Source organism: Sphingomonas sp. SAFR-052 (genome assembly GCF_051965015.1).
Lineage (GTDB): Bacteria > Pseudomonadota > Alphaproteobacteria > Sphingomonadales > Sphingomonadaceae > Sphingomonas.
The window spans coordinates 275,294-299,423 of sequence record NZ_JBQCMO010000006.1 but is presented as its reverse complement, the minus strand read 5'-3'; the positions used below and the strand labels follow the sequence as shown (position 1 = coordinate 299,423).

Below are 24,130 nucleotides of genomic sequence, written 5' to 3'. Positions count from 1 at the left end.
TCGGCCGACTCGTTACTCCGCCGCTTGCGCGACCGGTGCCGCCGGTTCCTTCCACGCCAGCACCGGCTTGCGCGCCGCCAGCGTCTCGTCGAGGCGACGGCGTGGGGCGAAGTGCGGCGCAGATTTCAGGGCGGTATCGCCCGCCTTGGCGCGTTCGCCGACCGACTTGAGCGCGCCGATGAACTGGTCGAGCGCCGCCTTGCTCTCGGTCTCGGTCGGTTCGACCAGCATCGCGCCGTGGACGACCAGCGGGAAATACACCGTCATCGGGTGATAGCCCTCGTCGATCAGCCCCTTGGCCACGTCGAGCGTCGAGAAGCCTTGCGCAAGGTTCGCATCGCTGAACAGCGCCTCGTGCATGCAGGGCCCGCTGCCCCCGAACGGCGCGTCGAGCGTGCCCTCGAGGCTGCGCAGGACATAGTTGGCGTTCAGCACCGCATCTTCCGACACCTGCTTCAGGCCGTCCGCACCGTGGCTGAGGATGTAGCTCAGCGCGCGGGTGAACATGCCCATCTGACCATGGAAGGCGACCATCCGGCCGAAGCTGTCGGCATGATGCTCGCCCGCCGTCTCTTCCTCGACCAGCACGAAGCGGCCGTCCTGCTGCTCGACGAAGGGCAAGGGCGCGAACGGGGTCAGCGCCTTCGAGAACACGACCGGCCCCGACCCCGGACCACCGCCGCCATGCGGGGTCGAAAAGGTCTTGTGCAGGTTGATGTGCATCGCATCGACGCCGAGATCACCCGGGCGCACCCGCCCGACGATCGCGTTGAAGTTCGCGCCGTCGCAATAGACGTAACCGCCCGCCGCATGGACCGCGTCGGAAATTTCCTTCAGGTCGCGTTCGAACAGCCCGCAGGTGTTCGGGTTGGTGATCATGACGCCGGCGACGTCGGGACCCAGCCGGTCCTTCAGCGTCTGCGTATCGACGCGCCCGTCGGCGGTCGCCGGAATGTCCTTAACGGTGAAGCCCGCGAACGCCGCCGTGGCCGGGTTGGTGCCGTGCGCGCTTTCGGGAACCAGGATGACCTTGCGATGCCCCTCGCCGCGCTTCTCCAGCGCCGCCTTGATCGCGAGGATGCCGCACAGCTCGCCATGCGCGCCGGCCTTGGGGCTCATCGCGACCGAATCCATGTTGGTCAGCGTGACCAGCCAGTGCGCGAGCTGATGAATCACCTCCAGCGCGCCCTGCACCGTGTCGATCGGGCCGAGCGGGTGAAGATCGGCGAAACCGGGCAGCCGCGCCATCCGCTCGTTCAGGCGCGGATTGTGCTTCATCGTGCACGACCCGAGCGGGAACAGGCCGAGGTCGATCGCGTAATTCTGCCGGCTCAGGCGGGTATAGTGGCGCACCGCCTCCGGCTCCGACAGGCCGGGCAGGCCGATCGCGCTCTTCCGGGCGTGGTTGCCGAGCCGCGACGCGACCTTGGGTGCCTCGTCGATATCGACGCCGGTCGTTTCCGCCGAGCCGATCTCGAAGATCAGCGCCTCTTCGAGCATCAGCGCGCGGTTGCCGGTGAAGGTCGCCTGCTGCTGCGCCAAAGCCTCGCCCATTTCCGGACGCCAGCCGCTCTGGTTCACGCTCATGCCAGTACCTCCGTGAGCGCCGTCGCCAGCGCTTCGATATCTTCCTCGGTCACCGTCTCGGTCACCGCCACGACCAACCCGTTGGCGAGGCCGTCCTCGCCCGGATACAGCCGGCCGAGCGATACGCCCGCCAGCACGCCGCGATCGGCCAGTTCACGCACCACCGGCCGCGCTTCGGTCGGCAGCTTCAGTGTAAATTCGTTGAAGAAGCTGTCATTGACCAGCTCGACGCCCGGCACCTGCGCCAGCCGATCGGCGGCGGCGCACGCCTTGGCATGGTTGACCTCGGCCAGTTGCCGCAGCCCCTTTTCCCCCAACAGCGTCAGGTGGATCGAGAAGGCGAGGGCGCACAGCCCCGAATTGGTGCAGATGTTCGACGTCGCCTTTTCGCGGCGGATATGTTGTTCGCGCGTCGAAAGCGTCAGCACGAAGCCGCGCTTGCCTTCGGCATCGACCGTCTCGCCGCACAGCCGCCCCGGCATCTGCCGCACCAGCTTTTCCGAACAGGCGAACAGCCCGACATAGGGGCCGCCGAATTGCAGCCCGACGCCCAGCGACTGGCCTTCGCCGACGACAATATCGGCGCCGAGATTGCCCGGTGCCTCGATCGCGCCCAGCGCGACCGGCTCGGTCACGACCGCGATCAGCAGCGCCTTCACCGCATGCGCCGCATCGGCAATGCGCTGCAGATCGGGGATGCGGCCGAGGATGTCGGGATATTGCACGACGACGCACGAGGTATCGGCATCGATCTTCTCGATCAGCCGGTCGTCATCGGTCTCGGCGACCAGCCATGGCTGGGTCGTGTCGAGCACGTCGCCGGTGAACTTCGCCATGGTGTTGGCGACCGAGACATAGTGCGGATGCACCCCGCCCGAGAACACCGCCTTCGCCTTGCGCGTCACCCGGCGAGCCATCGTCACCGCTTCCCAGCAGGCGGTCGACCCGTCATACATCGACGCATTGGCAACGTCGCAGCCCAGCAGCCGCGCGACTTGGCTCTGGAATTCGAAGAGCATCTGGAGCGTGCCCTGCGCGATTTCCGGCTGGTACGGCGTATAGGCGGTCAGATACTCGCCGCGCTGGATCAGGTGATCGACGCTGGCCGGCACATGATGGCGGTACGCGCCGCAGCCGAGGAAGAACGGCACCGACCCCGCCGCGACATTCTTCGCCGCCAGCGCCGACAGATGCCGCTCGACCGCCAGTTCGCTGGCATGGTTGGGCAGGCCCGGCACCGGCCCGTCGAGCCGCGCGGATTCGGGGACGTCGACGAACAGGTCGTCGATGCTGTCGGCACCGATGACGGCAAGCATGTCGGCGCGGTCGGTCGGGGTCAGGGGAAGATAGCGCATGATGGTCCTTGTTGGTCCGCCGTGGGGCGGGCCGAGAATGCTGACCGCCTCCCCCGTTCGTCCTGAGTAGCCATTGAGCGAAGTCGAAATGGCGTATCGAAGGACCAGTGCTTCGATACGGGTCTTCGACTGCGCTCAGCCCCTACTCAGCACGAACGGCAGGGGGCTGATCCGTTACAGCCGCGCGACGTAGGCGGCGTATTTGTCCTCGTCCATCAGCTCGCCCAGCTCGCTGTCGTCGCGCAGCGTCAGCTTGAAGAACCAGCCCTCGCCCTCGGGGTCCTCGTTGACCAAAGCGGGGTTGTCGGCGAGCGCAGTGTTGCCTTCCAGCACGGTGCCCGATGCCGGGGTATAGACGTCCGATGCGGCCTTGACCGATTCGACGACGGCGGCGTCGTCGCCCTTGGTCAGCTGCTTGCCCTCTTCGGGCACGTCGACGAACACGATGTCGCCCAATTGCCCGGCGGCATATTCGGTGATGCCGACGGTCGCGACTTCACCGTCGACCTCGATCCATTCATGTTCCTGCGTGAAATAACGGCTCATCCGACAAGCTCCCTTTAGCGGACGTAACGATGGGGGACGAACGGCATCGGCACGACGCGTGCCGCATGCACCTTGCCACGCTGGCGCAGCAGGACGGTTCCGGCTTCGGCCAGCGCCGGCGGGCAATAGGCCATGGCGATCGGCGCGGAAATGCTCGGCGCGAACCCGCCGGAGGTGACGCGGCCGACGACCTTGTCATCGGCATCGATCACCTCGGCACCCTCGCGCACCGGCTGGCGGCCCTCGATAATCAGGCCGATCCGCTTCGTTTCCGGACCTGCCGCGCGTTCGGCGAGGATGCGTTCGGCACCCGGAAAGCCACCTTCCTCGCGCCGCCGCTTCGACAGCGCAAAGCCGAGATCGGCGGCGACCGGCGTGGTGTCGGGGCCGAGGTCGTGACCATAGAGCGGCAACCCGGCCTCCAGCCGCAGCGAGTCGCGCGCGCCGAGGCCAATCGGCTTCACCTCCGGTTCGGCGCTGATCGCATCGGCGAAGGCGGTGGCGGCATCCTCGGGCAGCGAAATCTCATAGCCGTCCTCGCCGGTATAGCCCGAGCGGCTGACCCACAGCGCATGGCCATTCCAATCGAACGTACCGGCGGTCATGAACGTCAGTGCGGCGACGCCGGGCAGGATGCGATCCAGCGCATCGACCGCCTTCGGCCCCTGCAACGCCAGCAGCGCGCGGTCGTCGAGATGGTTGAGCGTGATCTCGTCGGCGAGGTGCTCGCGCAGATGGCCGATATCGTCGTACTTGGTCGCACCGTTGACGACCATGTAGAAGGCGTCGTCGCCCTCGACCTCGCCGAAAGGCTGTTCGCTGCCCAACCGCGTGACCATCAGGTCGTCGAGGATGCCGCCCTGCTCGTCGAGCAGCAGCGAATAGCGCATCTTGGCGGGCTTCAGGATCTTCAGGTCGCCCGGCAGCAGCGATTCCAGCGCGGCGGTCGCGTCGGGACCGTGGATCAGCAACTGGCCCATATGGCTGACGTCGAACAGCCCGGCGCTGTCGCGCGTCCACAGATGTTCGGCCATGATGCCTTCATACTGGACCGGCATCGTATAGCCCGCGAACGGGACCATCCGCCCGCCCTTCGCGCGGTGCCATGCGTCTAGCGGCAGGGTCTGCGGCGGCAGTTCCTCGACCGGATCGCTGCCATCGGCGCGCAGTTCGTGGGCGGGTTCGCTGTTCGGGGCGGTATCGCTCATATGCGCCAGGTCCTTCGTGCATAGGTCCAACGACGGCCGACGACACGGATGTGCCGGTTCGGTCGTCGCCCCCTCTGTCACGGAACCTGAGAGCTTTCGCACGGGGACTGGCCCGGCTTACCCCTTCGGTGGTCCGGCCGTTGGGGCCGCGACGCTTTCCAGAGTATCTTGTGCCACCGCGCGGTCCCTGTTGCCTGAGAGATTCCGGGGCGGTTGCTCCTTCGGCGGCGGACTGCTCCGCACTCTCCCGCGCATGGCGTCGGCTGTAAGCCTGTCGATGCCGAAGCTCTGGCTCGGGCACCGGGATTAGTCAATCGGGAATGCGGGAATGGTGCGCTATCGGCACCCGACCCACCCTCCCCCTGCGTCACCGCGTGACGTTATACTTCAGCTGTTCGTCGGTCAGCTGGAATCCGACCAGCGCCTCGAACGTCGCGGCGAGCACCGCCTGCCGCACCGCCGGATCGGAAAGCGGGTCGATCGCCGCGTCCTGGTCTCCGGGCTTGCGGCGGCGATTGATCTGGTCGCGGGTCTCCTGCGGCAGCGTCGCGGCGGCGCGGTCGACGATCGCGCTTCCCTGCCCCTGTGCCTGCGCGCGCGCCTGCCCATCGGCGAAGTTGAGCGTCACCTGACCCACCCGCTTCGACACGACCTGCGTGCCGCCGCGGACCACCGTCACGAAATAGGGGAGCGTCACCGTCCGCGCGCCCTGCACATTGTTGCGCCGCGCCTGCACGTCGAAGGTCAGCGTGCTGTTGATCGTGTCGGCGCCCTCGGCACAGTTCGCGCGCAGATTGGTCAGCGTCGCGACGACGTCGATCGCCTTCGCCTCACGGCTGGCGGGCGGGTCGAACAGCGTGATGTCGCCGGTCCCCGCCGGTACGCCCGCCACCGGGCAGGCCGATCGCACCGCCGAAATGCCGACGCCCTGCGTCACGTCGAGTTCGCCGGTACGCTTGCATCCGCTCAGCGTCAGGACGGCGACGGCGGCGATGGCGGCAGTTTTGCGGAGGGTCACGGGAACACGATACCTTATGCACGGGTGCGGCGATGCCGCTCCTCCTGATCGCACGCTTCATAGGAACCGGCTTTCGCGCGTGCAAGCAATCGCGTAAGCGCTGGAGCCATGACCGAACCCCAACGCCCCGTCATCGAACTGCTGATCGCCGCCCCCCGCGGCTTCTGCGCCGGCGTCGACCGCGCGATCCAGATCGTCGAGCTGGCGATCCAGAAGCACGGTGCGCCGGTCTATGTCCGGCACGAGATCGTCCACAACAAGTTCGTGGTCGACTCGCTGCGTGCCAAGGGCGCGGTGTTCGTCGAGGAACTCGATCAGGTGCCCGACGGCGTGCCGGTCGTCTTCTCCGCGCACGGCGTGCCCAAATCGGTGCCTGCCGCGGCCAGCCAGCGCGGACTCGAATATCTCGATGCGACCTGTCCGCTGGTGTCGAAGGTGCATCGTCAGGCCGAACGGCTGGTCGCCAGCGGCCGCCACATCCTGTTCGTCGGCCATGCCGGCCACCCGGAGGTCATCGGCACCTTCGGGCAGGTTCCCGCCGGCCAGATGACGCTGATCGAGACGGTCGAGGACGTCGCCGCGCTCCAGCCTGCCGACCCCGACAACCTCGCCTTCCTGACGCAGACGACACTGTCGGTCGACGACACCCGCGCCATCGTCGAGGCGACGATCGCGCGTTTCCCGACGATCGTTGCGCCCAAGGCCGACGACATCTGCTATGCCACGTCGAACCGGCAGAATGCGGTCAAGGCGATCGCGCAAAGCTGCGACATGATGCTGGTGATCGGCGCGCCCAACTCGTCCAATTCGGTGCGGCTGGTGGAGGTGGCGGAGCGCGAGGGCACCCGCGCCCGCCTGATCCAGCGCGCCGCCGAGCTCGATTTCGCGTGGCTGGAGGGGGTCGGCACGCTCGGCATCACTGCCGGCGCCTCCGCCCCCGAAGTGCTGGTCCGCGAACTGGTCGACCGCATTGCCGAGCGCTTCGAAGTGACCGAGCGCGAGGTCGAAATGACGCGCGAGACGATCGCGTTCAAGCTGCCGCGCGGTCTCGAAGCCGCCTGATGGCCGTCTATACGCAGGTGTCGGCGGAGGCGCTCGCGCGCTTCCTGTCCGGTTACGACCATGGCGAGCTGATCTCGGCCAAGGGGATCGCTGAAGGGGTCGAGAACAGCAACTATCTGGTCGACACCACCAGCGGCCGCTTCATCCTGACCCTGTATGAAAAGCGGGTCGATCTGGCCGACCTGCCCTTCTTCTTCGCGATGACCGACGCGCTGTCCGACACGGGCAACCCGGTGCCGCGTGCGCTGCCCGATCGCGCAGGACAAGTGATCCAGACGCTGGAGGGCCGGCCCGCCTGCCTGATCGAATTCCTGTCGGGCGTATCGGTCAGCCACCCGACGCCCGAACAGGCCCATGCCGCCGGGGCGGCGCTGGGGGCGCTGCATGTTAGCCTCACCGACTTCGCACCGACCCGCGCCAATTCGATGGGCGTAGCGGCGTGGCCCAAACTCTACGCCGACTGCGCGCCGCAACTCGACTCGATCCAGCTCGGCCTACGCGCGCGGGTCGGGTCGGCGCTCGACGCGGTGGTCGCGGCATGGCCGACCGACCTGCCGAGCGGGGCGATCCATGCCGATCTGTTCCCTGACAACGTCCTGATGCTCGGCGACCGGGTGACGGGGCTGATCGACTTCTATTTCGCCTGCACCGACATCATCGCCTATGACGTCGCGATCACCCATTCGGCATGGAGCTTCGACGCCAAGGGGGCGCCGCTCGACCCGGCGATCGGACAGGCGCTGCTGGCGGGCTATCGGACCCAGGCGTCGCTCACCGATCCGGAGGTCGCCGCGTTGCCGCTGCTGGCAAAGGGCGCGTGTATCCGCTTCCTGCTGACCCGCGCGTGGGACTGGATCAATACGCCGGCCGACGCGCTGGTGACGCGCAAGGACCCGCTCGCCTATCTGCGCCGGCTCGACTGGTACGACGCGAACCCGACCGTCTTCGCATGACCGAGACTGCCGAACTCCCCCGCGTGGAAATCGCGACCGATGGCGCGTGCAAGGGCAATCCCGGGCGCGGCGGCTGGGGCGCGGTGCTACGTGCCGCCGATGGCCGCGAACGCGAACTGTCGGGCGGCGAGAAGGTCACCACCAACAACCGCATGGAATTGATGGCCGCGATCGAGGGGTTGAAGGCGCTCAGACGCCCGTGCCGCGTGATCCTGTCGACCGACAGCCGCTATGTCATGGACGGCCTGACCAAATGGATCAAAGGCTGGCAAAAGAATGGCTGGAAGACCGCCGCCAAACAGCCGGTCAAGAATGCCGAGTTGTGGCAGGAACTGCTCGCCGCCGCCAAACCGCACCGCATCGAATGGGTGTGGGTGAAGGGCCATGCCGGCCACCCCGATAACGAGCGCGCCGACAAGCTCGCCAGCGATGCGGCACTGACGCAATGATCCCACGCGTCCTGATCGACACCGCACAGGTGCCCGGCGACAATGTCGAACTGCGCCTCGTCCAGCGCGGCGACGATTTCATGATCGTCCTCGACCGCAACGAATTGATGAGCAGCCGCATGTCGGCGTCGGAAGAGGCGCTGGCCGATCTCGGCTGCGCGCACCTGACCGGGCGGAAGGGGGCAAGGGTGCTGATCGGCGGGCTCGGCATGGGCTTCACCCTGCGGCGCGCGCTGAAAATCCTGCCCGCCGATGCCGAGGTGGTCGTCGCCGAACTGGTGCCCAAGATCGTCGAATGGGCGCGCGGGCCGTTGGCGCACATCTTCGACGGCTGTCTCGATGACCCGCGCGTGCGGATCGCGGTGGGCGACGTGGCGTGGGCGATCGAGGAGGGCGGCTGGGATGCGATCCTGCTCGACGTCGACAATGGTCCTGACGGCCTGACCCATGCCGGCAACGACAAGCTGTATTCGGCGCGCGGGTTGCAGGTCGCCAAGCGGGCGCTGCGCGTCGGCGGAGTGCTGGCGATCTGGTCGGCCTATGCCGATGCGGCGTTCACCAAGCGGCTGAAGGACAGCGGCTATGCGGTAGACGAACAGGTCGTACGGGCGCGGGGGACCAAAGGCGCTCGGCATGTGATCTGGTTGGCCGGGCGACGGTAGGGTTCCTCAACCTCACCCTCCCCTTCCCGGTTGGTTCGAACATCTCCATTTTCGTTCGGTTCGAGCCTCCCTTCGCCGTTCGGTTCGAGCCCCCCTTCGCCGTTCGGTTCGAGCGCCCCCTCCCCGTTCGGTTCAAGCCCCCCTCTCCGTTCGGTTCGAGCTTGTCGAGAACGGGGTTCCGCGGGGAGGGACGGCGCAGCGGACAAACCGCCCTCTCCACCGTTCGGTTCGAGCCTGTCGAGAACCCGCCTGCCCCAGACAGCCCGTTCTCGACGGACGCTTCTCGACAAGCTCGAAGCTGCTCGAACCGAACGGGGTGGGTGGGGGGAGGAAGGAAAACCAAACCGTTCGTGCTGAGTAGGGACTGAGCGAAGTCGAAGGCCCGTATCGAAGCACCCACCCGCCCACGGTCCTTCGATACGCCGCTTCGACAGGCTCAGCGGCTACTCAGGACGAACGGGTCGGATGCTATCCATGCCCTCCCCCCTACTCACAGTACGGGGCAAACCCCTCACTCATCCGTCCGGATCTTCACCTTGTTCGGCAGATCCTTGCCCTTGGTCCGCCGCGAGGGCACCTGCACCGGGTTCTTCTTCTTCCAATCCCCCCAGCGCTTCGGCCCTTCGGGGGTGTCGATGATCGTGTCGTCGTCCATGCGCGCTATTCAAAACGAAAAAGGGCGGCGGATCAACGACCCGCCGCCCACTTGTCTCCGTAAGCGCGGTGCCGGCCCGCTCCCCCACCCGGCCACCCAGTCAGGATACTCTATGGGTGGCCGGGTGGGGGAGCGGGCCGGTGCCGCAACCGCGTCAGCGGATCAAACAGCGATCAGCCGACCGTCCACGCCCCGTCGATACGGGCCAGCGCACCCTGCTGGTTCCCCTCGCGCAGCGCCTCGGGCAGCAGCGCTTCCGGGAAGTCCTGATACGACACCGGCCGCAGGAAGCGATGGATGGCGAGCGTGCCGACCGAGGTCGTGCGCCCGTCCGAGGTCGCCGGGAACGGCCCGCCATGAACCATCGCATGGCCCACTTCGACGCCGGTCGGCCAGCCATTGCAGAGGATACGGCCGACGGTGCGTTCCAGCACCGGGATCAGCTTGCGCGCGTCCTCGTAATCGCCCTCGTCGATCTGCAGCGTCGCGGTCAGCTGCCCTTCCAGCTTCGACAGCACCTCGACCAGTTCGTTGGCGTCGGTGCACTTCACGACCATCGACGACATGCCGAACACTTCGTGCGCATGCGCGGGGTCGGCGATGAAGTCCTTGCCCGACACGGCAAAGATCGCGGCGCGGCCACGGGTCGGCCCTTCCGGTTCCTGGCCTTCGCCGACCAGCGTCACCGCCGGGCTCGACGCCAGCTTGGCGCGGCCTTCCTCGAAGGCCTTGTGGATGCCGTCGCTCAGCATCACCTGCGCAGGAGTACCGAGCAGCGCGTCGCCCGCCATGTCGAGGAACGCATCAAGTTCCGGCCCGTCGATGCCGAGCACCAGACCCGGATTGGTGCAGAACTGGCCCGCACCCATGCTCAGCGAGCCGACATAGCCCTTGGCCAGTGCCTCGCCACGGTTCTTGAGCGCTTCGGGCATCAGCACGACCGGATTGATCGACGACATTTCGGCATAGACCGGGATCGGCTGCGGACGTTCCTGCGCGACCTTCATCAACGCGGTACCGCCGCTGCGCGAGCCCGTAAAGCCGACCGCTTGCACGCGCGGATCGGCGACCAGCGTCGTGCCGATCACCTGCCCCGATCCCGACACCATCGAGAACACGCCATCGGGCATCCCGGTCTTTTCCGCCGCGCGGATGATCGCCAGCGCGACCAGCTCGGCGGTGCCCGGATGTGCCTGGTGCGCCTTCACGATCACCGGGCAACCCGCCGCGAGCGCCGAGGCGGTGTCGCCACCGGCGGTCGAGAAGGCGAGCGGGAAGTTCGACGCACCGAACACCACGACCGGGCCGACCGGAATGGTGCGCAGCCGCAGGTCGGGCTTCGGCACCGGCGCGCGCGCCGGATCGGCATGGTCGATGCGCAACTGCTGCCATGCGCCGTCACGCACTTCCTTGGCGAACAGACGCAGCTGGCCGCAGGTCCGGCCGCGCTCGCCGGTCAGGCGCGCGGTCGGCAGGCCGGTCTCGCGGCTGCCACGTTCGATCAGCTCGTCGCCCAACGCCTCGATCTCGTCGGCGATCGCGTCGAGGAAGCCCGCACGCTTTTCGAGCGGCAGCGCTGCATAGATCGGAAATGCCTCGGCGGCGCGGGCGCACGCTTCCTCGGCGTCCTCCTTGGTGCCCTTCGAGAAACCTTCGCCGAACAGCGCGCCGGTCGCGGGGTCATAGGCCTGGAACAGATCGTCGCGGGCAACCCGCTTGGACCCCAGGAACAGTTCGCCGGTGATCGTCATGTGCATCCTCTTGGGCTGATTGCGTTGGCGCCGAGATAGGGATTGATAGCGCTAACGTAAAGTCGACTCGGATATTACTCCGACAATCTATGCGGCGAATAGGCCGCCGGGTCGACCCCCTCCGGTACATTGCCGTGCCCAAGCAGTGCGGCACAGAGCCATGCGGCGGCCGGCGCGGTCTGGATGCCGAACCCGCCCTGCCCCGCGCACCAGAAAAAACCGGGGACGTGGCGGTCGAAACCATAGACCGGCAGCCGGTCGGGCGCGAAGCTGCGCAGCCCGGCCCAGCGCCGCTCGACCGCCGCGACCCGCCAGTCGACCGCCGCCTCGAACCTATCGATCGCCAGCGCGACGTCGATCTCCTCGGGCGCGACATCGTGCGCGCGGTCGGGCGTCTCGTCATGCGGCGACAGCCATAGCCGCCCGCCCGGCTCGGGCTTGAAATAGAAACCGCCCGCCGCATCGATCACCAGTGGCAGGTCGGGCGATGCCGGCGGATCGACCCGCATCTGCACCACCGTCCGCCGATAGGGCCGGATGCCGAGCGGCTTCGCACCGAACAGCGCGGCGACATCGTCCGCCCAGGCGCCGGCCGCATTGACGACGATATCGGCGGCGATCGCACCCGACGCCGTACCGAGCTCCCATCCGTCACCGACCCGCCGCGCCCCGGTCAGCCGCGCGTCGCACCGGACCTCCGCGTCGCCGCGCCGCGCCTTGGCAAGATAGGCCGCATGCAGCGCGGCGACATCGATATCGGCGCAGCCCGGCGACCACAGCCCATGCCATGCCCCGCGCAGCCCCGGCACGACGCCATGCGGATCGCGCCGTTCGATCGGTACGCCGCTGTTCGCGAAATCATGCGCCAGCGCATCAAGCACCGCCGGATCGCGCGCCAGCAGCAATTCGCCACGCGTCCGCAAGAAGCCATGGTCGGCGAAGTCGGCAGGCGGCGTGTGCAGCAACGGCCCCGACGCCGTCGTCAGCGGCTGGACCAACGGCCCGCCATAGGTTTCCGACCAGAACGCCGCCGAGCGCCCGGTCGCATGATAGCCCGGCTGCGACTCGGCCTCCAGCAGCACCACGTCGTCATGCGGCGCCAGTTCGGCGGCGAGGCTCGCCCCCGCCATCCCCGCGCCGACAATCGCCACCCGCCGCCGCGTCATGCGTGGGCCCGGTGCGGCGCGGGCGCGCGGGCGTCGAGGAAGGTGTCGATCGCCGCGATCGCTCGCGCCCGGACGGGATCGGCCTCGCGCAATATCTCATGCGCCGATTCGGGGCCGAAGCGCAGCAGTTCGACATCGGGCAGGCGCGCGGCAATCTCGATCGCCGCGCGCGGATCGACCAGCGCATCGGTATCGGCGACCAGCAGCTGCACCGGCACCCGCGTCTCCGCCAGCCGCGGATCGGCACGCAGTTCGCGGGTCGATCGGAACGCATCGACCACCCAGCGCCAGCTGGGCGGCCCGGTATGGTGCGACGGATTGGCGCTGTGCCACCATAGTTCGTCGGCATAGCGCGCCGGATCGTGGGTCAGCATCGCCTCACGCGGACGCAGCGTGTGCGGGCGCTCGTTGCCCTTCCATGCGGGTCTGAGCGGACTGCCCATCGCGCCCAGCACCCGCGCCAGCCGCTCGCCGAAGCGCGGCCCGATCGGCGAACGCAAGCCCAGCATCGGCGCGACCAGCACGCAGGCGGCCGGATCGATCCGCCGCTCGACCACCGCGCGCAGTGCCAGATGCCCGCCCATCGAATGGCCGATGATCGCGCGCGGTCCGTCCGCCTGCCACTGGTTCCAAAAGGCGGTCAGGTCATCGAGATAGGTTTCGAACCGATCGATATCGCCGCAATCGCCCGCCGGGGTGCAGCGCCCCGACCCGCCCTGCCCGCGCCAGTCGAACGCGGTGATGCTCCACCCGCGGACATGCCAATGGGCGAAGGCTTCCAGATATTTCTCGAACACGTCGCCGCGCCCGGTCTGGAACAACAGGCTGCCGCGCGGCCGGACATTGGCGGGCGCCCCCCAGTCGAACCGGCGATGCGCCCAGCCATCGGGGGCATGCCATGTCGTGATGGCGGCAGCGGCGGGAATCGCGCGACGGTACAGGGCGTGTGCGGCCATGGGTTCGGTTACGGTTTAGCAACCCCTTACGTCTAGTGTTAACGACATGGGTGGAAATCTCGTTCCGTGGCTGGCGCTCGCGCTCGTCCTGCTGCTCGCCGCGGCGGGGATCGAGGATGCGCGTACCCGCGAAATCGCCAATTGGAAAAATGCGGCGATCGCGCTGCTGGCACCTTTGTGGTGGTGGGCCAACGGCCTGTCGGGCATCGCCATGGCGTGGCAGGCGGGCGTGTCGACCGGCGTCTTCGCGATGTTCGTCGCCGCGTACGCCGCCGGACAGATGGGCGGCGGCGACGTGAAGCTGATCGGCGCGCTGGCGCTGTGGCTGCCGCCGGGGGCGGTGCTGTCGATGCTGCTGGTCATGTCGTTGATCGGTGGCGTGCTGACGATCCTGTTCCTGATCGACCGCCGGCTGCGCCGGGCGCAGCAACCGCCTGAAATTCCCTATGGCATCGCCATCGCGCTGGCCGGGATGCTCGCCATAGCGAACCCGATCTTAACCCATTCCGGTCATATCTGATCCCACGAATCAACCCGGCCAGTCGAACGGAAAGGCCAACGAGGTCATGGACTCACGCAAATTGTTCCTGCTGGCCGGCGCGCTCGTCATCGCTGCGATGACGGCGTTGATGGCGCGCAGCCTGATGGTCGGGGCATCGGCACCGGTCGCCGCCGCCGCGGCGCCGGTCGAGGCGCCGATCGACGGCCCGCGCGTGCTGGTCGCGACCAAGGCGCTGCCGGTCGGCACGATCATCGACGCCGCTGCGCTGCGGTTCCAGCCATGGCCCAAGGAACTGGTCGAAAACGCCTATTTCCTTGAATCCTCGCCCGATTCGCGCAGCTTGGTCGGCACCGTCGTCCGCTTCGCCATCCCCGCCGGACAGCCGATCACGCAAGGGTCGCTGGTGAAGCCTGGCGACCGGGGCTTCCTCGCGGCGGCGCTCGGGCCGGGCATGCGTGCGGTGACCGTGCCGGTATCGGCGCAGAGCGCGGTCGCGGGCTTCGTCTTTCCCGGCGACCGGGTCGATCTGGTGCTGACCCAGACCGTGGCCGGCGGTGGCGACGGTCCGCCGCTCAAGGCGTCCGAGACGTTCCTGCGCAACCTTCGCGTGCTAGCGACCGACCAGCGCACCGACAAGAACAGCGACGATCAGGGTCGCACCGTCGTGTCGACCTATTCGACGGTCACCGTCGAGGCGACGCCGCGCATCGCCGAAAAGATCGCGGTCGCGCAGACCGTCGGCACGCTGTCGTTGTCGCTGCGCTCGATCGCCGACAACAAGTCCGAACTCGAAGAAGCGATCGCCAGCGGCGACGTGCAACTGCCCGCGAACGGCGATGCGAAGGCGGAGAAGGCGGCGCTCGACCGCATCGCCAGCCGCCCGCTCGACGGCCTGTCGACCTTCTCGACCGGGGCCGACGTCTCACGGTTCCAGCGCAGCTCGGTTCCCGGCAAGGGCACCGACAGCAGCGACAATTCGGGCGACGGCACCATGACGGTCGCGGCCAGCCCCGCGCCCAGCGCACCCGCCGCGCCGCGCGGTCCGACGGTGCGGATTACCCGCGGCAACGATGTGACCGATGTGTCGGTCGGGGGGAACAAGTAATGCCTGCCATCTGCCTGCTCCATCGATCGCTGGCCGCGACGCTGTCGATCGCGCTGGTCGCCGGACCGGTCCTGCCCGCCGCCGCCGCCGCGCCGGCCCCCGAAGCGCGCGGCGTCCGTGCCGCCCGCATCGGCACGCCTGCTGCCGGCACGCAGCGGCCGACCACCGACGTGCAACTGTCGATCGGTCAGGGCGAGCTCATCACCCTGCCCGGCAATGTCGCCGATGTCTGGGTGTCCAATCCCGGTGTCGCCGATGTCTATGTCGGCAATCCGCGCCAGATCCACCTGTTCGGCAAGGCCGATGGCGAGGCGACCGTCTTCGCCACCAGCGCCAGCGGCGCGGTGGTCTATTCGGCCAATGTCCGCGTCGGCCAGAACCTGACCTCGCTCGACCGGATGCTGAAGGCGGCGATGCCGGAGGCGGATATCCGCGTGACCACCGTCGGCCAGTTGGCGGTGCTGAACGGCACCATCGCCTCGCCCGCCGACAGCGCGCAGGCGGAGCGGCTGGTGCTGACGCTGCTCAATCCGGGCGTTTCGACTGCCGATCCGAATGCGGTGCTGAAGGTCGGGGTCGTGAACCGGCTGAAGCTGGCTACCCCGTTGCAGGTCAACCTGCAGGTCCGCATCGCCGAGGTCAGCCGCAGCTTCGTCAAGAATATCGGCGTCAACCTGACCTCGCGCGACAATTCGGGCGGCTTCCTGTTCGGCGTCGCGCAGGGACGACAGGGGACGATCACGACCGTTCCCGGCACGCCGACCACGACCGGGCCGGTCGACGTCAATGGCGCGCGTCCGGGCAACACTCTGTTCGGATTTCCGGCCAAGGCCGCAACCGGTACGACGCTCAACCTAGCCGGCCGACTGCTCGGCCTCGAACTGCTCGGCGCGCTCGATCTGGGCGAGCGGATCGGGCAGGTGACCACGCTGGCCAACCCGAACCTGACCGCCCTGTCGGGTGAGACCGGTTCGTTCCTTGCCGGCGGCGAAGTGCCGATCCCGGTGCGCCAGGGCCTCGGCGCCATTTCGGTCGAATACAAGCAATATGGCGTCAGCCTCGCCTACACGCCGACCGTGCTGGCCGATGGCCGCATCTCGCTGCGCGTCCGGCCCGAAGTGTCGCAGCTGTCGGCGGCGGGCGCGGTCCAGCTCGAAGGAACCACCATCCCCGCGCTCACCACCCGTCGCGCCGAAACCACGGTCGAACTGGGATCGGGGCAGAGCATGATGATCGGCGGCCTGCTGTCGAACAGCCATGACAATTCGATCGACAAGGCGCCGGGCCTAGGCGACCTGCCGATTCTCGGTTCGCTGTTCCGCTCGAACGGCTTCACCCGCAACGAAACCGAGCTGGTCATCGTCATCACCCCCTATCTGGTGAAGCCGGTCGACAGCCAGTCGCGCATCGCGCTGCCGACCGATGGCTATTCCGCCCCCGGCGATGTCGAACGCGTGCTGATGGGCCAGTTGCAGGGCCAGCGCCGCCCCGATCCGCGCCCGGTCCCGACCATGGCGCCGCAGCCGGCGGCGCGGCCGTCGATCGGCCTGACGGCACCGGTGCCGGTCGTCCCCGCCACCAAAACCGGCGACCCCGTTCCGGCCGCTCCGCGCAAGGGCAGCCGCAAGGCCGATCCGGTCGCCCCCGGCTTCAGCATCCAGTGAGGCACGCTTCGATGACCCTGCTTCGTATCCTCGCGCTCGGCACCGCCTTCGCCGTCGCCGGCTGTTCCGGGACCGCCAATCGCGGCGTCGAATCGGTGCATCAGCCGGTGGTGACGCGCGCCGCCTATGCCTTCGACGTCGCCGCCGGTCCCGGCGGCCTTGCCCCCGGCGAGCGCGCCCGTCTTGCCGGATGGCTGGAGGCGATGCGCCTGCGCTATGGCGATGAGATCGGCATCGATGGCGGCGACGGCGCGGTACAGGCCGATGTCGCGGCGGAAGCGGCGCGCGTCGGGCTATTGCTGGCCGACAGCGTCCCGCCGACGCCGGGGGCGATCGCGCCGGGCACCGTGCGCGTCGTCGTGTCGCGCATGACCGCGTCGGTTCCCGGCTGCCCCGACACCTCGCGCACCTACCAGCCGAATTTCGACGCGCACACCTCGTCCGATTTCGGCTGCGCCACCAATTCGAACCTCGCGGCGATGGTCGCCCGGCCCGGCGACCTCGTGCTCGGTCAATCGGCGGCGGGCACCACCGACACGATGGTCAACAGCAAGGCGGTCGGCGCGCTGCGCCGCGCCGCGCCCACCGGAAGTGGCGGACAGGTCAGCAACAGCGTCGGCAGCGCCGGCAACAGCGGCGGATCGGGCGGGAGCAGCAACTGATGAACGCACCCTTCTCCCTCGGCAAGTCCGCGCAACGCGAGCCGTTCGTCGCCTTTGTCTGCGACGAATTTTCCGCCGACACGCTGCGCAGCGTCGCCACCGAACATGGCTGGCCGATCGAAAAAGTCTTGAAGGGCGGGCTGCGCAACGCGGTGCAGACGCTGGCGGTCTCGGCCAGCCCCAACGTCCTGTTCGTCGACCTGTCCGAATCGGGCGATCCGCTGAACGACATCAACGGTCTGGCCGAGGTGTGCGAACCCGGCACGATCGTGATCGCGACCGGACAGGTCAACGACGTCCGCCTGTACCGCGATCTGATCGCCAGCGGCATCCACGACTATCTGCTCAAGCCGCTGCACCCCGACATGGTCCGAGATTCGATCGTGCAGGCGCATGCGCTGCTCAACGCCCCGAAGGTGGCGGAAGCGACCGTCGAGCGCCCGCATTGCGCGACCGCGGTGATCGGCACGCGCGGCGGCGCGGGCGCATCGACCGTCGCCACCTCGCTCGCCTGGCTGATGGGCGAACAGGAAAAGCGCAGCACCGCGCTGCTCGACCTCGACGTGCATTTCGGCACCGGTGCGCTGGCGCTCGACCTCGAACCCGGTCGCGGCCTGACCGACGCCATCGAAAATCCCAGCCGCATCGACGGGCTGTTCATCGAACGCGCGATGGTGCGCGCCGGCGAACGGCTGTCGGTACTGTCGGCCGAAGCGCCGATCAACGCACCCATCGAAACCGACGGCAGCGCCTTCTACCAGTTGCAGGAGGAGATGCGGAACGCGTTCGAATGCACGATCGTCGATCTGCCGCGGGCGATGCTGGTCAACCACCCGCACCTGATCGAGGAAGTGCAGACCACGGTCATCGTCACCGAAATGACGCTGGCGGCGGCGCGCGACACCATCCGGCTGCTGTCATGGTTGCGCTCCAACGCGCCGCACGTCAAGGTCGTGCTGCTCGCCAACCGCGTCCATCCGGTCGGCGCGCAGGAGATCAGCCGCAAGGATTTCGAGGGATCGATCGAACGCAAACTCGACTTCGTCATCGCGTTCGACGGCAAGCTCGCGGCGCAGGCGGCCAAGCTCGGCAAGCCGCTGGCCGAGGCGGCGAAGGGCAACCGCGCCATCGCGCCGCTGGTCGATCTCGCGCGGCATCTGTGCCGCCTGACCGAGGTTGAGGACGATGCCGCCGCTGCCGACACGGGCAAGGCTGGCACGTCGCTGGTCGGCAAGCTCGCCAAGCTGCGCGCGCGTCTGCCGGTCAAGGCAAAGAAGTAGGGGCGCGGGCGCGGCCATGGCGATCCTGCCGATCCTGGTGCCCGGAATAGGCGCGCTGCTGACACTGGCGATGCTCGCGCTCGCCTTTTCCGGGCCGTCGGGCGAACGCGCCCGCAACCGCCGGCTGATCGCGGTACGCGAACGCCATTCCTCCTCGGCCAGTGCGACGGCGATGGAGGCGCAGATGCGCCGCATCGGCAACCGCAACGCAACGCGCGGCGACCGTGCCGCCGCCCGGCTGCTCCCCAATGTCGAACAGTTGCAGCAGCGGCTGCAACGCACCGGCCGCAACTGGACGCTGGCCCAATATGGGCAGGCGACGCTGGGCGTTATCGTCGTTCTGTTCGCCTATTTGTGGTTGAAAGGGCTGCCGGCGCTGATGGCGCTGTTCATGGCGATGTCGGTCGGGCTCGGCCTGCCGCATCTGGTCGTCAGCTATTTCATCAAGCGCCGCATCGCCCGCTTCACCGCCAAGTTTCCCGACGCGATCGAATTGCTGGTCCGCGGCCTCCGCTCGGGCCTGCCGATCACTGAGACGATCACCGTCGTCGGGCAGGAGGTTGACGGCCCGGTCGGTGAGGAATTCCGCCTGGTCAGCGACCGGATGAAGATCGGCCGCACCCTCGACGCCGCGTTGCAGGAAACCGCCGACCGGCTCGGCACGCCCGAATTCCAGTTCTTCATGATCACCATCGCCATTCAGCGCGAGACCGGCGGCAACCTTGCCGAAACGCTCGCCAATCTGGCCGATGTGCTGCGCAAGCGCGCGCAGATGAAGCTGAAGATCAAGGCGATGTCGTCCGAATCCAAGGCATCGGCCTATATCGTCGGGTCGCTGCCGTTCATCGTGTTCGCGCTGATCTGGACCATCAACGGCCGGTACATGCAGAGCTTCTTCGTCGATCCGCGATTGATGGTGATCGGTGCGGGCGGCGTGCTGTGGATGGCGATCGGCGCGTTCATCATGTCCAGAATGGTCAATTTCGAGATCTGATGCGATGCTGACTGGCTCCACGACCATCCTGGGTTTCGACGCCGCCAATGTCGCGACGATACTGTCGGGCATCGCCGTCCTGTCGATGCTGGTCGCCCTCTATGTCGCGACGTCGGTCCGCGATCCGATGACGCGCCGCGTCCGCGCGCTGAACGACCGGCGCGAACAGCTGAAGGCCGGCATCACCGCCTCGACCAGCAAGCGCCGCGCCAAGCTGGTGCAGAAGAACGAGGCGACCGACCGCATCCGCGAACTGCTCACCTCGATGAAGGTGCTACAGGATTCGCAGCTAAAGGCGGCGCAGCTGAAACTGATGCAGGCCGGCATCCGGTCGAAGGACTGGGCGGTCGCGGTAATCTTCGGCCGGCTGATGCTGCCGATCGTGTTCGGCCTGCCGACGATCTATATTGTCTATGGTACCGACAGCTTCGCCGACTGGTCGCCGCTCAAGGCGTACGGCCTCGTCGCCGGCACGCTGATTCTCGCCTACAAGGCGCCCGACATCTATTTGAAGAACCGGATCACCAAACGATCGGATGCGATCCGCAAGGGGCTGCCCGATGCGCTCGACCTGCTGGTGATCTGTGCCGAGGCGGGGTTGACCGTCGACGCCGCCTTCACCCGCGTCGCACGTGAACTGGGGCGCGCCTATCCCGAACTGGGCGAAGAATTCTCGCTGACCGCGATCGAACTGGGCTTCCTGACCGAACGGCGCCAGGCGTTCGAGAACCTCGCGCTGCGCATCAATCTCGACGCGGTGAAGGGCGTGGTGACGACCATGATCCAGACCGAGAAATACGGCACCCCGCTCGCCAGCGCGTTGCGCGTCCTTTCGGCTGAATTTCGCAACGAACGCATGATGCGCGCCGAGGAAAAGGCGGCCCGCCTGCCCGCGATCATGACCGTGCCGCTGATCCTGTTCATTCTGCCGACGCTGTTCGTCGTCATCCTCGGCCCCGCCGCCTGCAGCATTAGCGACGCCTTCAGCAAATAGTGCAGCCCGGCGGGTGCGGAACGCCGCCCCCGCCCGACCGTTGTCGTCCCGTAATCACCGAAGGGGCCCGCACATGCTGTTCCAGACGCCGACCCAATTCGCGGTTCTCGCGCTCGTCCTCCTCGCCGGCTGGTTCTTCGGCCTCGCCTCGTCGTCGGGCGGCAAGAAGTGGAAACAGCGCTTCCGCGACGAGGAAGCCGCGCACAAGGCGTATCGCACCGAAGTCGCCAACGACCTGAAGACCCGTGACGCGCGGTTGCAGGAGGTGGAGGCGGAGCGCGACCGGCTGCTGAAGGAGCGCACCACGGCGACGACTGCGACCAGTGCCGCGGCGGCAACCGGGGCGGCAGCCGGCACTAGCCATGGCAGCGGCTTTTTCGGCTGGGGCCGCGACAATCTGTCGCGCATCCGCGGCATCGACGCCGATCTCGAACATGCGCTGGGCCAACGCGGCATCAAGACCTATCGCGCGATCGAGGGGTTGAGCGAAGCCGACGAGCGCGCGCTGGAGGATGATCTGCGCCTGCGCCCCGGCACGATCGACCACGAACGCTGGCGCGAACAGGCGGCGATGCTCCACGAAGGCCGCGACGACGACCACAGCACCCGCTGGGGATAAAGGATCGCCCCTCCCGACCAAGGGAGGGGAGACTCCGCTACGCGTCTAGAACGTCACCCACTCGGTACCACCGGGAAACACCACGTCCTCGACCTTGTCGCCGATCTTGGTGACCGCCAGCAGCACCGCGAGTACGACGAGCAGGTCGAACACGATCACCGCGCCCCAGACGAATGCGGGGTGGAACGGGCCGATGCGGTCGAACCCGTCCTTCGTCACCCGTGCCGTATCGTTCGTCATACGCTTCTCACTTCTTCAGTGCCGCCTGCGCCGCTGCCAGCCGGGCGATCGGCACGCGGTACGGGCTAGCCGACACATAGTCCAATCCGACCGTTTCACAGAAGGCGATCGACGCCGGGTCGCCACCATGCTCGCCGCAAATGCCGAGCTTAATGTCGGGGCGGGTCTTGCGCCCGCGCTCGGCGGCCAGTTCGATCAGTTCGCCCACGCCCTCGACATCGATCGAGACGAACGGATCGCGCGCATAGATGCCCTTTTCGACATAGGCACCCAGGAACCGGCTGGCATCGTCGCGGCTGACACCTAGCGTCGTCTGCGTCAGGTCGTTGGTCCCGAACGAGAAGAACTGCCCGGCCTCGGCAATCTCGCCGGCCTTGAGCGCAGCGCGCGGCAATTCGATCATCGTACCGACCAGATACTCGATCGTCCGCCCCTTGTCGGTGAACACCGCCTGCGCCGCCTTGTCGACGACCGTCTTCATCAGCTCCAGCTCACGCTTGGTGCCGACCAGCGGGATCATGACCTCAGGGATCGGTGCCTCGCCCGATTTCTCGGCGACGATCACCGCCGCTTCGAAGATCGCACGCGCCTGCATCTCGTAGATTTCGGGATAAGTCACGCCCAGCCGGCAGCCGCGATGGCCGAGCATCGGGTTGAATTCGTGCAGCTCGGCCGCGCGGCGCTTCAGCTGCTCGACCTCGATGCCCGCCGCCTGTGCGACTTCGGCGAACTCCGCCTCGGCATGCGGCAGGAATTCGTGGAGCGGCGGGTCGAGCAGGCGGATGGTGCAGGGGAGACCTACCATCACCTCGAAAATCTCGACGAAATCGCTGCGCTGTTCAGGCAGCAACCGCTCCAGCGCGGCACGACGCCCGGCTTCGTCCTCGGCGAGGATCATCTGCCGCACGGCGGTGATCCGCGACTGTTCGAAGAACATATGCTCGGTCCGGCACAGCCCGATCCCCTCTGCGCCGAAATCGCGCGCGGTGCGGCAATCGAGCGGGGTTTCGGCGTTGGTCCGCACCTTCAGGCGACGGACGCCATCGGCCCATTCCATCAGCGTGCCGAAATCGCCGGCCAGTTCGGGCTGCACCGTCGCGACGGCACCGGCCATCACCTCACCGGTCGCACCATCGATGGTGACGACATCGCCCTCGCGAATCTCACGCCCGGCTACCTTCATCACGCCCGCCTTGGCATCGATCGAGATGCTGCCGGCACCCGATACGCACGGCCGGCCCATGCCGCGTGCGACGACGGCGGCGTGGCTGGTCATGCCCCCGCGCGCGGTCAGGATGCCGCGCGCCGCGTGCATGCCGTGAATGTCTTCCGGCGACGTTTCGGTGCGGATCAGGATCACCGCATCGCCGGCATTGGCGCGCCGCTCGGCGGTGTCGCTGTCGAACACCGCGATGCCACTCGCCGCACCCGGCGAGGCCGGCAACCCCTTGGTCAGCACGTCGCGCGTTGCCTTCGGGTCGAGGGTCGGGTGGAGCAGCTGATCCAATGCCTGCGGATCGACGCGAGCGATCGCTTCCTCGCGCGAGATCAGCCCTTCCTCGGCCATGTCGACCGCGATCTTCAGCGCAGCCTTGGCGGTGCGCTTGCCCGACCGGGTCTGCAGCATCCACAGCTTGCCCTGCTGCACCGTGAATTCGATGTCCTGCATGTCGCGGTAATGCCGCTCGAGCCGGTCGAACACCGCCGCCAGTTCGGCATAGGCGTCGGGCATCGCCTCTTCCATCGACAGCGGCTTGGCGTTCGCTGCCGCGCGGGCGGCGGTGGTCAGGTACTGCGGCGTGCGGATGCCCGCGACCACGTCCTCGCCCTGGGCGTTGATGAGGAATTCGCCGTAATAGGCATTGTCGCCAGTCGACGGATCGCGCGTGAACGCGACGCCAGTCGCCGACGTGTCGCCCATATTGCCGAACACCATCGCCTGCACGTTGACCGCGGTGCCCCAGTCGCCCGGAATGTCGTTCAACCGGCGATAGACCTTCGCCCGGTCCGCCTGCCACGACCCGAACACCGCGCCGATCGCGCCCCATAGCTGGTCGTGCACGTCCTGCGGAAACGGCTTGCCCCACAGCTCGACGACGATGTCCTTGTACTGCGCGACCAGCGCGCGCCAGTCATCGGCGGTCAGGTCGGTGTCGAGATAATAGCCGCGATCTTCCTTCGCGATTTCCAGCGCCTCCTCGAACCGGCCATGGTCGAGTTCGAGCACCACGTCCGAATACATCTGGATGAAGCGGCGATAGCTGTCCCACGCGAAACGCGCGTCGTCCGACACGCTCGCCAACCCCTCGACCGTCTGGTCGTTGAGGCCGAGGTTCAGCACGGTGTCCATCATGCCCGGCATCGAAATGCGCGCGCCCGAGCGGACCGAGACGAGGAGCGGATCGGCAGGATCACCGAAGCGCTTGCCGGTCACGCCCTCGATATGGGCGATGCCGGTCTTCACCTCGTCGCGTACGCTGTCCGGAAAGGTCTGGCCTTCCTCATAATAGCGCGTGCACATCGTCGTCGCGATGGTGAAGCCCGGCGGCACCGGCAGACCGATCGAGGCCATTTCGGCAAGGTTCGCGCCCTTGCCGCCCAGCAGCACCTTGTCGCCCGATCCTCCGTCCGAAACCCCGCCGCCGAAGCGATAGACATATTGCGTCATTGCTCGTTCCCCATGCTCTCCGCGCAGGTGGTTC

Annotated in this window: 23 protein-coding genes and 1 riboswitch; of the genes, 12 read left to right on the top strand and 11 right to left on the bottom strand. The window is 67.6% G+C overall.

Translation table 11 applies throughout. The features are described 5' to 3' along the window. Positions 1–12: 12 nt before the first annotated feature. The 5 genes from gcvPB to ACTHQV_RS12790 all read right to left on the bottom strand — a co-directional run bounded on the left by gcvPB (position 13) and on the right by ACTHQV_RS12790 (position 5,714). On the bottom strand, positions 13–1,587 hold the full coding sequence (gene gcvPB, locus ACTHQV_RS12810; RefSeq protein ID WP_440490759.1) for an aminomethyl-transferring glycine dehydrogenase subunit GcvPB: 1,575 nt from the start codon (positions 1,585–1,587) through the stop codon (positions 13–15). Beyond that, a complete protein-coding gene (gene gcvPA, locus ACTHQV_RS12805) occupies positions 1,584–2,942 on the bottom strand; it encodes an aminomethyl-transferring glycine dehydrogenase subunit GcvPA (protein ID WP_440490758.1) in 1,359 nt (452 codons plus the stop codon). Before gcvPA ends, gcvPB begins: the two co-directional genes overlap by 4 nt. Before the next feature lie 174 nt (positions 2,943–3,116). Next, entirely contained in the window at positions 3,117–3,488 is a 372-nt protein-coding gene (gcvH, locus tag ACTHQV_RS12800; RefSeq protein WP_056394777.1) for a glycine cleavage system protein GcvH, read from the bottom strand. Between the two features lie 14 nt (positions 3,489–3,502). Further along, positions 3,503–4,696 (bottom strand): glycine cleavage system aminomethyltransferase GcvT, encoded by a 1,194-nt coding sequence (gene gcvT, locus ACTHQV_RS12795; RefSeq protein WP_440490757.1) that lies wholly within the window; start codon positions 4,694–4,696, stop codon positions 3,503–3,505. A 171-nt stretch (positions 4,697–4,867) separates the two neighbouring features. After that, a riboswitch (glycine riboswitch) is annotated at positions 4,868–4,956 on the bottom strand. Positions 4,957–5,063: 107 nt separating this feature from the next. Beyond that, on the bottom strand, positions 5,064–5,714 hold the full coding sequence (locus ACTHQV_RS12790; RefSeq protein WP_440490756.1) for a hypothetical protein: 651 nt from the start codon (positions 5,712–5,714) through the stop codon (positions 5,064–5,066). Positions 5,715–5,822: 108 nt separating this feature from the next. Between ACTHQV_RS12790 and ispH the strand changes: the two genes are divergently transcribed. The 4 genes from ispH to ACTHQV_RS12770 are packed head-to-tail and all read left to right on the top strand — an operon-like array spanning position 5,823 to position 8,840. Further along, a complete protein-coding gene (gene ispH, locus ACTHQV_RS12785; protein ID WP_440490755.1) occupies positions 5,823–6,776 on the top strand; it encodes a 4-hydroxy-3-methylbut-2-enyl diphosphate reductase in 954 nt (317 codons plus the stop codon). Further along, complete coding sequence (thrB, locus tag ACTHQV_RS12780; protein ID WP_440490754.1) at positions 6,776–7,729, top strand: homoserine kinase; 954 nt, start codon at positions 6,776–6,778, stop codon at positions 7,727–7,729. The genes ispH and thrB overlap by 1 nt, the downstream gene beginning before the upstream one ends. After that, positions 7,726–8,178: a ribonuclease HI gene (gene rnhA / locus ACTHQV_RS12775; protein WP_440490753.1), complete on the top strand. Its 453-nt coding sequence runs from the start codon at positions 7,726–7,728 to the stop codon at positions 8,176–8,178. The genes thrB and rnhA overlap by 4 nt, the downstream gene beginning before the upstream one ends. After that, positions 8,175–8,840: a hypothetical protein gene (locus ACTHQV_RS12770; protein ID WP_440490752.1), complete on the top strand. Its 666-nt coding sequence runs from the start codon at positions 8,175–8,177 to the stop codon at positions 8,838–8,840. Before rnhA ends, ACTHQV_RS12770 begins: the two co-directional genes overlap by 4 nt. A gap of 511 nt (positions 8,841–9,351) precedes the next feature. Here the strand turns inward: ACTHQV_RS12770 and ACTHQV_RS12765 are convergent. From ACTHQV_RS12765 to ACTHQV_RS12750, 4 genes are all read right to left on the bottom strand, one after another. Further along, a complete protein-coding gene (locus ACTHQV_RS12765; RefSeq protein WP_162235335.1) occupies positions 9,352–9,495 on the bottom strand; it encodes a hypothetical protein in 144 nt (47 codons plus the stop codon). Positions 9,496–9,668: 173 nt separating this feature from the next. Continuing rightward, positions 9,669–11,246 carry an aldehyde dehydrogenase (NADP(+)) gene (locus ACTHQV_RS12760; protein ID WP_440490751.1) on the bottom strand — a complete coding sequence of 526 codons (1,578 nt, stop codon included), beginning with the start codon at positions 11,244–11,246 and terminating at the stop codon, positions 9,669–9,671. 74 nt (positions 11,247–11,320) lie between these two features. After that, on the bottom strand, positions 11,321–12,412 hold the full coding sequence (locus ACTHQV_RS12755; protein WP_440490750.1) for an NAD(P)/FAD-dependent oxidoreductase: 1,092 nt from the start codon (positions 12,410–12,412) through the stop codon (positions 11,321–11,323). Then, entirely contained in the window at positions 12,409–13,368 is a 960-nt protein-coding gene (locus tag ACTHQV_RS12750; protein WP_440490749.1) for an alpha/beta fold hydrolase, read from the bottom strand. The genes ACTHQV_RS12755 and ACTHQV_RS12750 overlap by 4 nt, the downstream gene beginning before the upstream one ends. 46 nt (positions 13,369–13,414) lie before the next feature. Between ACTHQV_RS12750 and ACTHQV_RS12745 the strand changes: the two genes are divergently transcribed. The 8 genes from ACTHQV_RS12745 (at position 13,415) to ACTHQV_RS12710 (ending at position 21,188) form a co-directional block, all read left to right on the top strand. Next, positions 13,415–13,888, top strand: coding sequence for an A24 family peptidase (locus ACTHQV_RS12745; RefSeq protein ID WP_440490748.1), 474 nt, complete (start codon positions 13,415–13,417; stop codon positions 13,886–13,888). A gap of 46 nt (positions 13,889–13,934) precedes the next feature. After that, positions 13,935–14,975: a Flp pilus assembly protein CpaB gene (gene cpaB / locus ACTHQV_RS12740; protein WP_440490747.1), complete on the top strand. Its 1,041-nt coding sequence runs from the start codon at positions 13,935–13,937 to the stop codon at positions 14,973–14,975. Next, a complete protein-coding gene (locus ACTHQV_RS12735) occupies positions 14,975–16,639 on the top strand; it encodes a pilus assembly protein N-terminal domain-containing protein (protein WP_440490745.1) in 1,665 nt (554 codons plus the stop codon). Before cpaB ends, ACTHQV_RS12735 begins: the two co-directional genes overlap by 1 nt. Positions 16,640–16,650: 11 nt before the next feature. After that, complete coding sequence (locus ACTHQV_RS12730; RefSeq protein WP_440490744.1) at positions 16,651–17,301, top strand: CpaD family pilus assembly protein; 651 nt, start codon at positions 16,651–16,653, stop codon at positions 17,299–17,301. Further along, positions 17,301–18,581 carry a pilus assembly protein CpaE gene (locus ACTHQV_RS12725; protein ID WP_440490742.1) on the top strand — a complete coding sequence of 427 codons (1,281 nt, stop codon included), beginning with the start codon at positions 17,301–17,303 and terminating at the stop codon, positions 18,579–18,581. Before ACTHQV_RS12730 ends, ACTHQV_RS12725 begins: the two co-directional genes overlap by 1 nt. Before the next feature lie 16 nt (positions 18,582–18,597). Further along, the gene (locus ACTHQV_RS12720) at positions 18,598–19,575 is read left to right on the top strand and encodes a type II secretion system F family protein (protein WP_440490741.1); all 978 of its coding nucleotides are present in this window, start codon (positions 18,598–18,600) and stop codon (positions 19,573–19,575) included. Positions 19,576–19,579: 4 nt separating this feature from the next. Continuing rightward, on the top strand, positions 19,580–20,569 hold the full coding sequence (locus ACTHQV_RS12715) for a type II secretion system F family protein (RefSeq protein WP_440490739.1): 990 nt from the start codon (positions 19,580–19,582) through the stop codon (positions 20,567–20,569). A 73-nt stretch (positions 20,570–20,642) separates the two neighbouring features. After that, complete coding sequence (locus ACTHQV_RS12710; RefSeq protein WP_440490737.1) at positions 20,643–21,188, top strand: hypothetical protein; 546 nt, start codon at positions 20,643–20,645, stop codon at positions 21,186–21,188. Between the two features lie 45 nt (positions 21,189–21,233). On the opposite strand, the gene ACTHQV_RS12705 is transcribed toward ACTHQV_RS12710, so the two are convergent. Continuing rightward, complete coding sequence (locus ACTHQV_RS12705) at positions 21,234–21,428, bottom strand: hypothetical protein (protein WP_440490736.1); 195 nt, start codon at positions 21,426–21,428, stop codon at positions 21,234–21,236. Positions 21,429–21,435: 7 nt separating this feature from the next. After that, positions 21,436–24,096 (bottom strand): pyruvate, phosphate dikinase, encoded by a 2,661-nt coding sequence (gene ppdK, locus ACTHQV_RS12700; RefSeq protein WP_440490735.1) that lies wholly within the window; start codon positions 24,094–24,096, stop codon positions 21,436–21,438. Between the last annotated feature and the right edge of the window lie 34 nt (positions 24,097–24,130).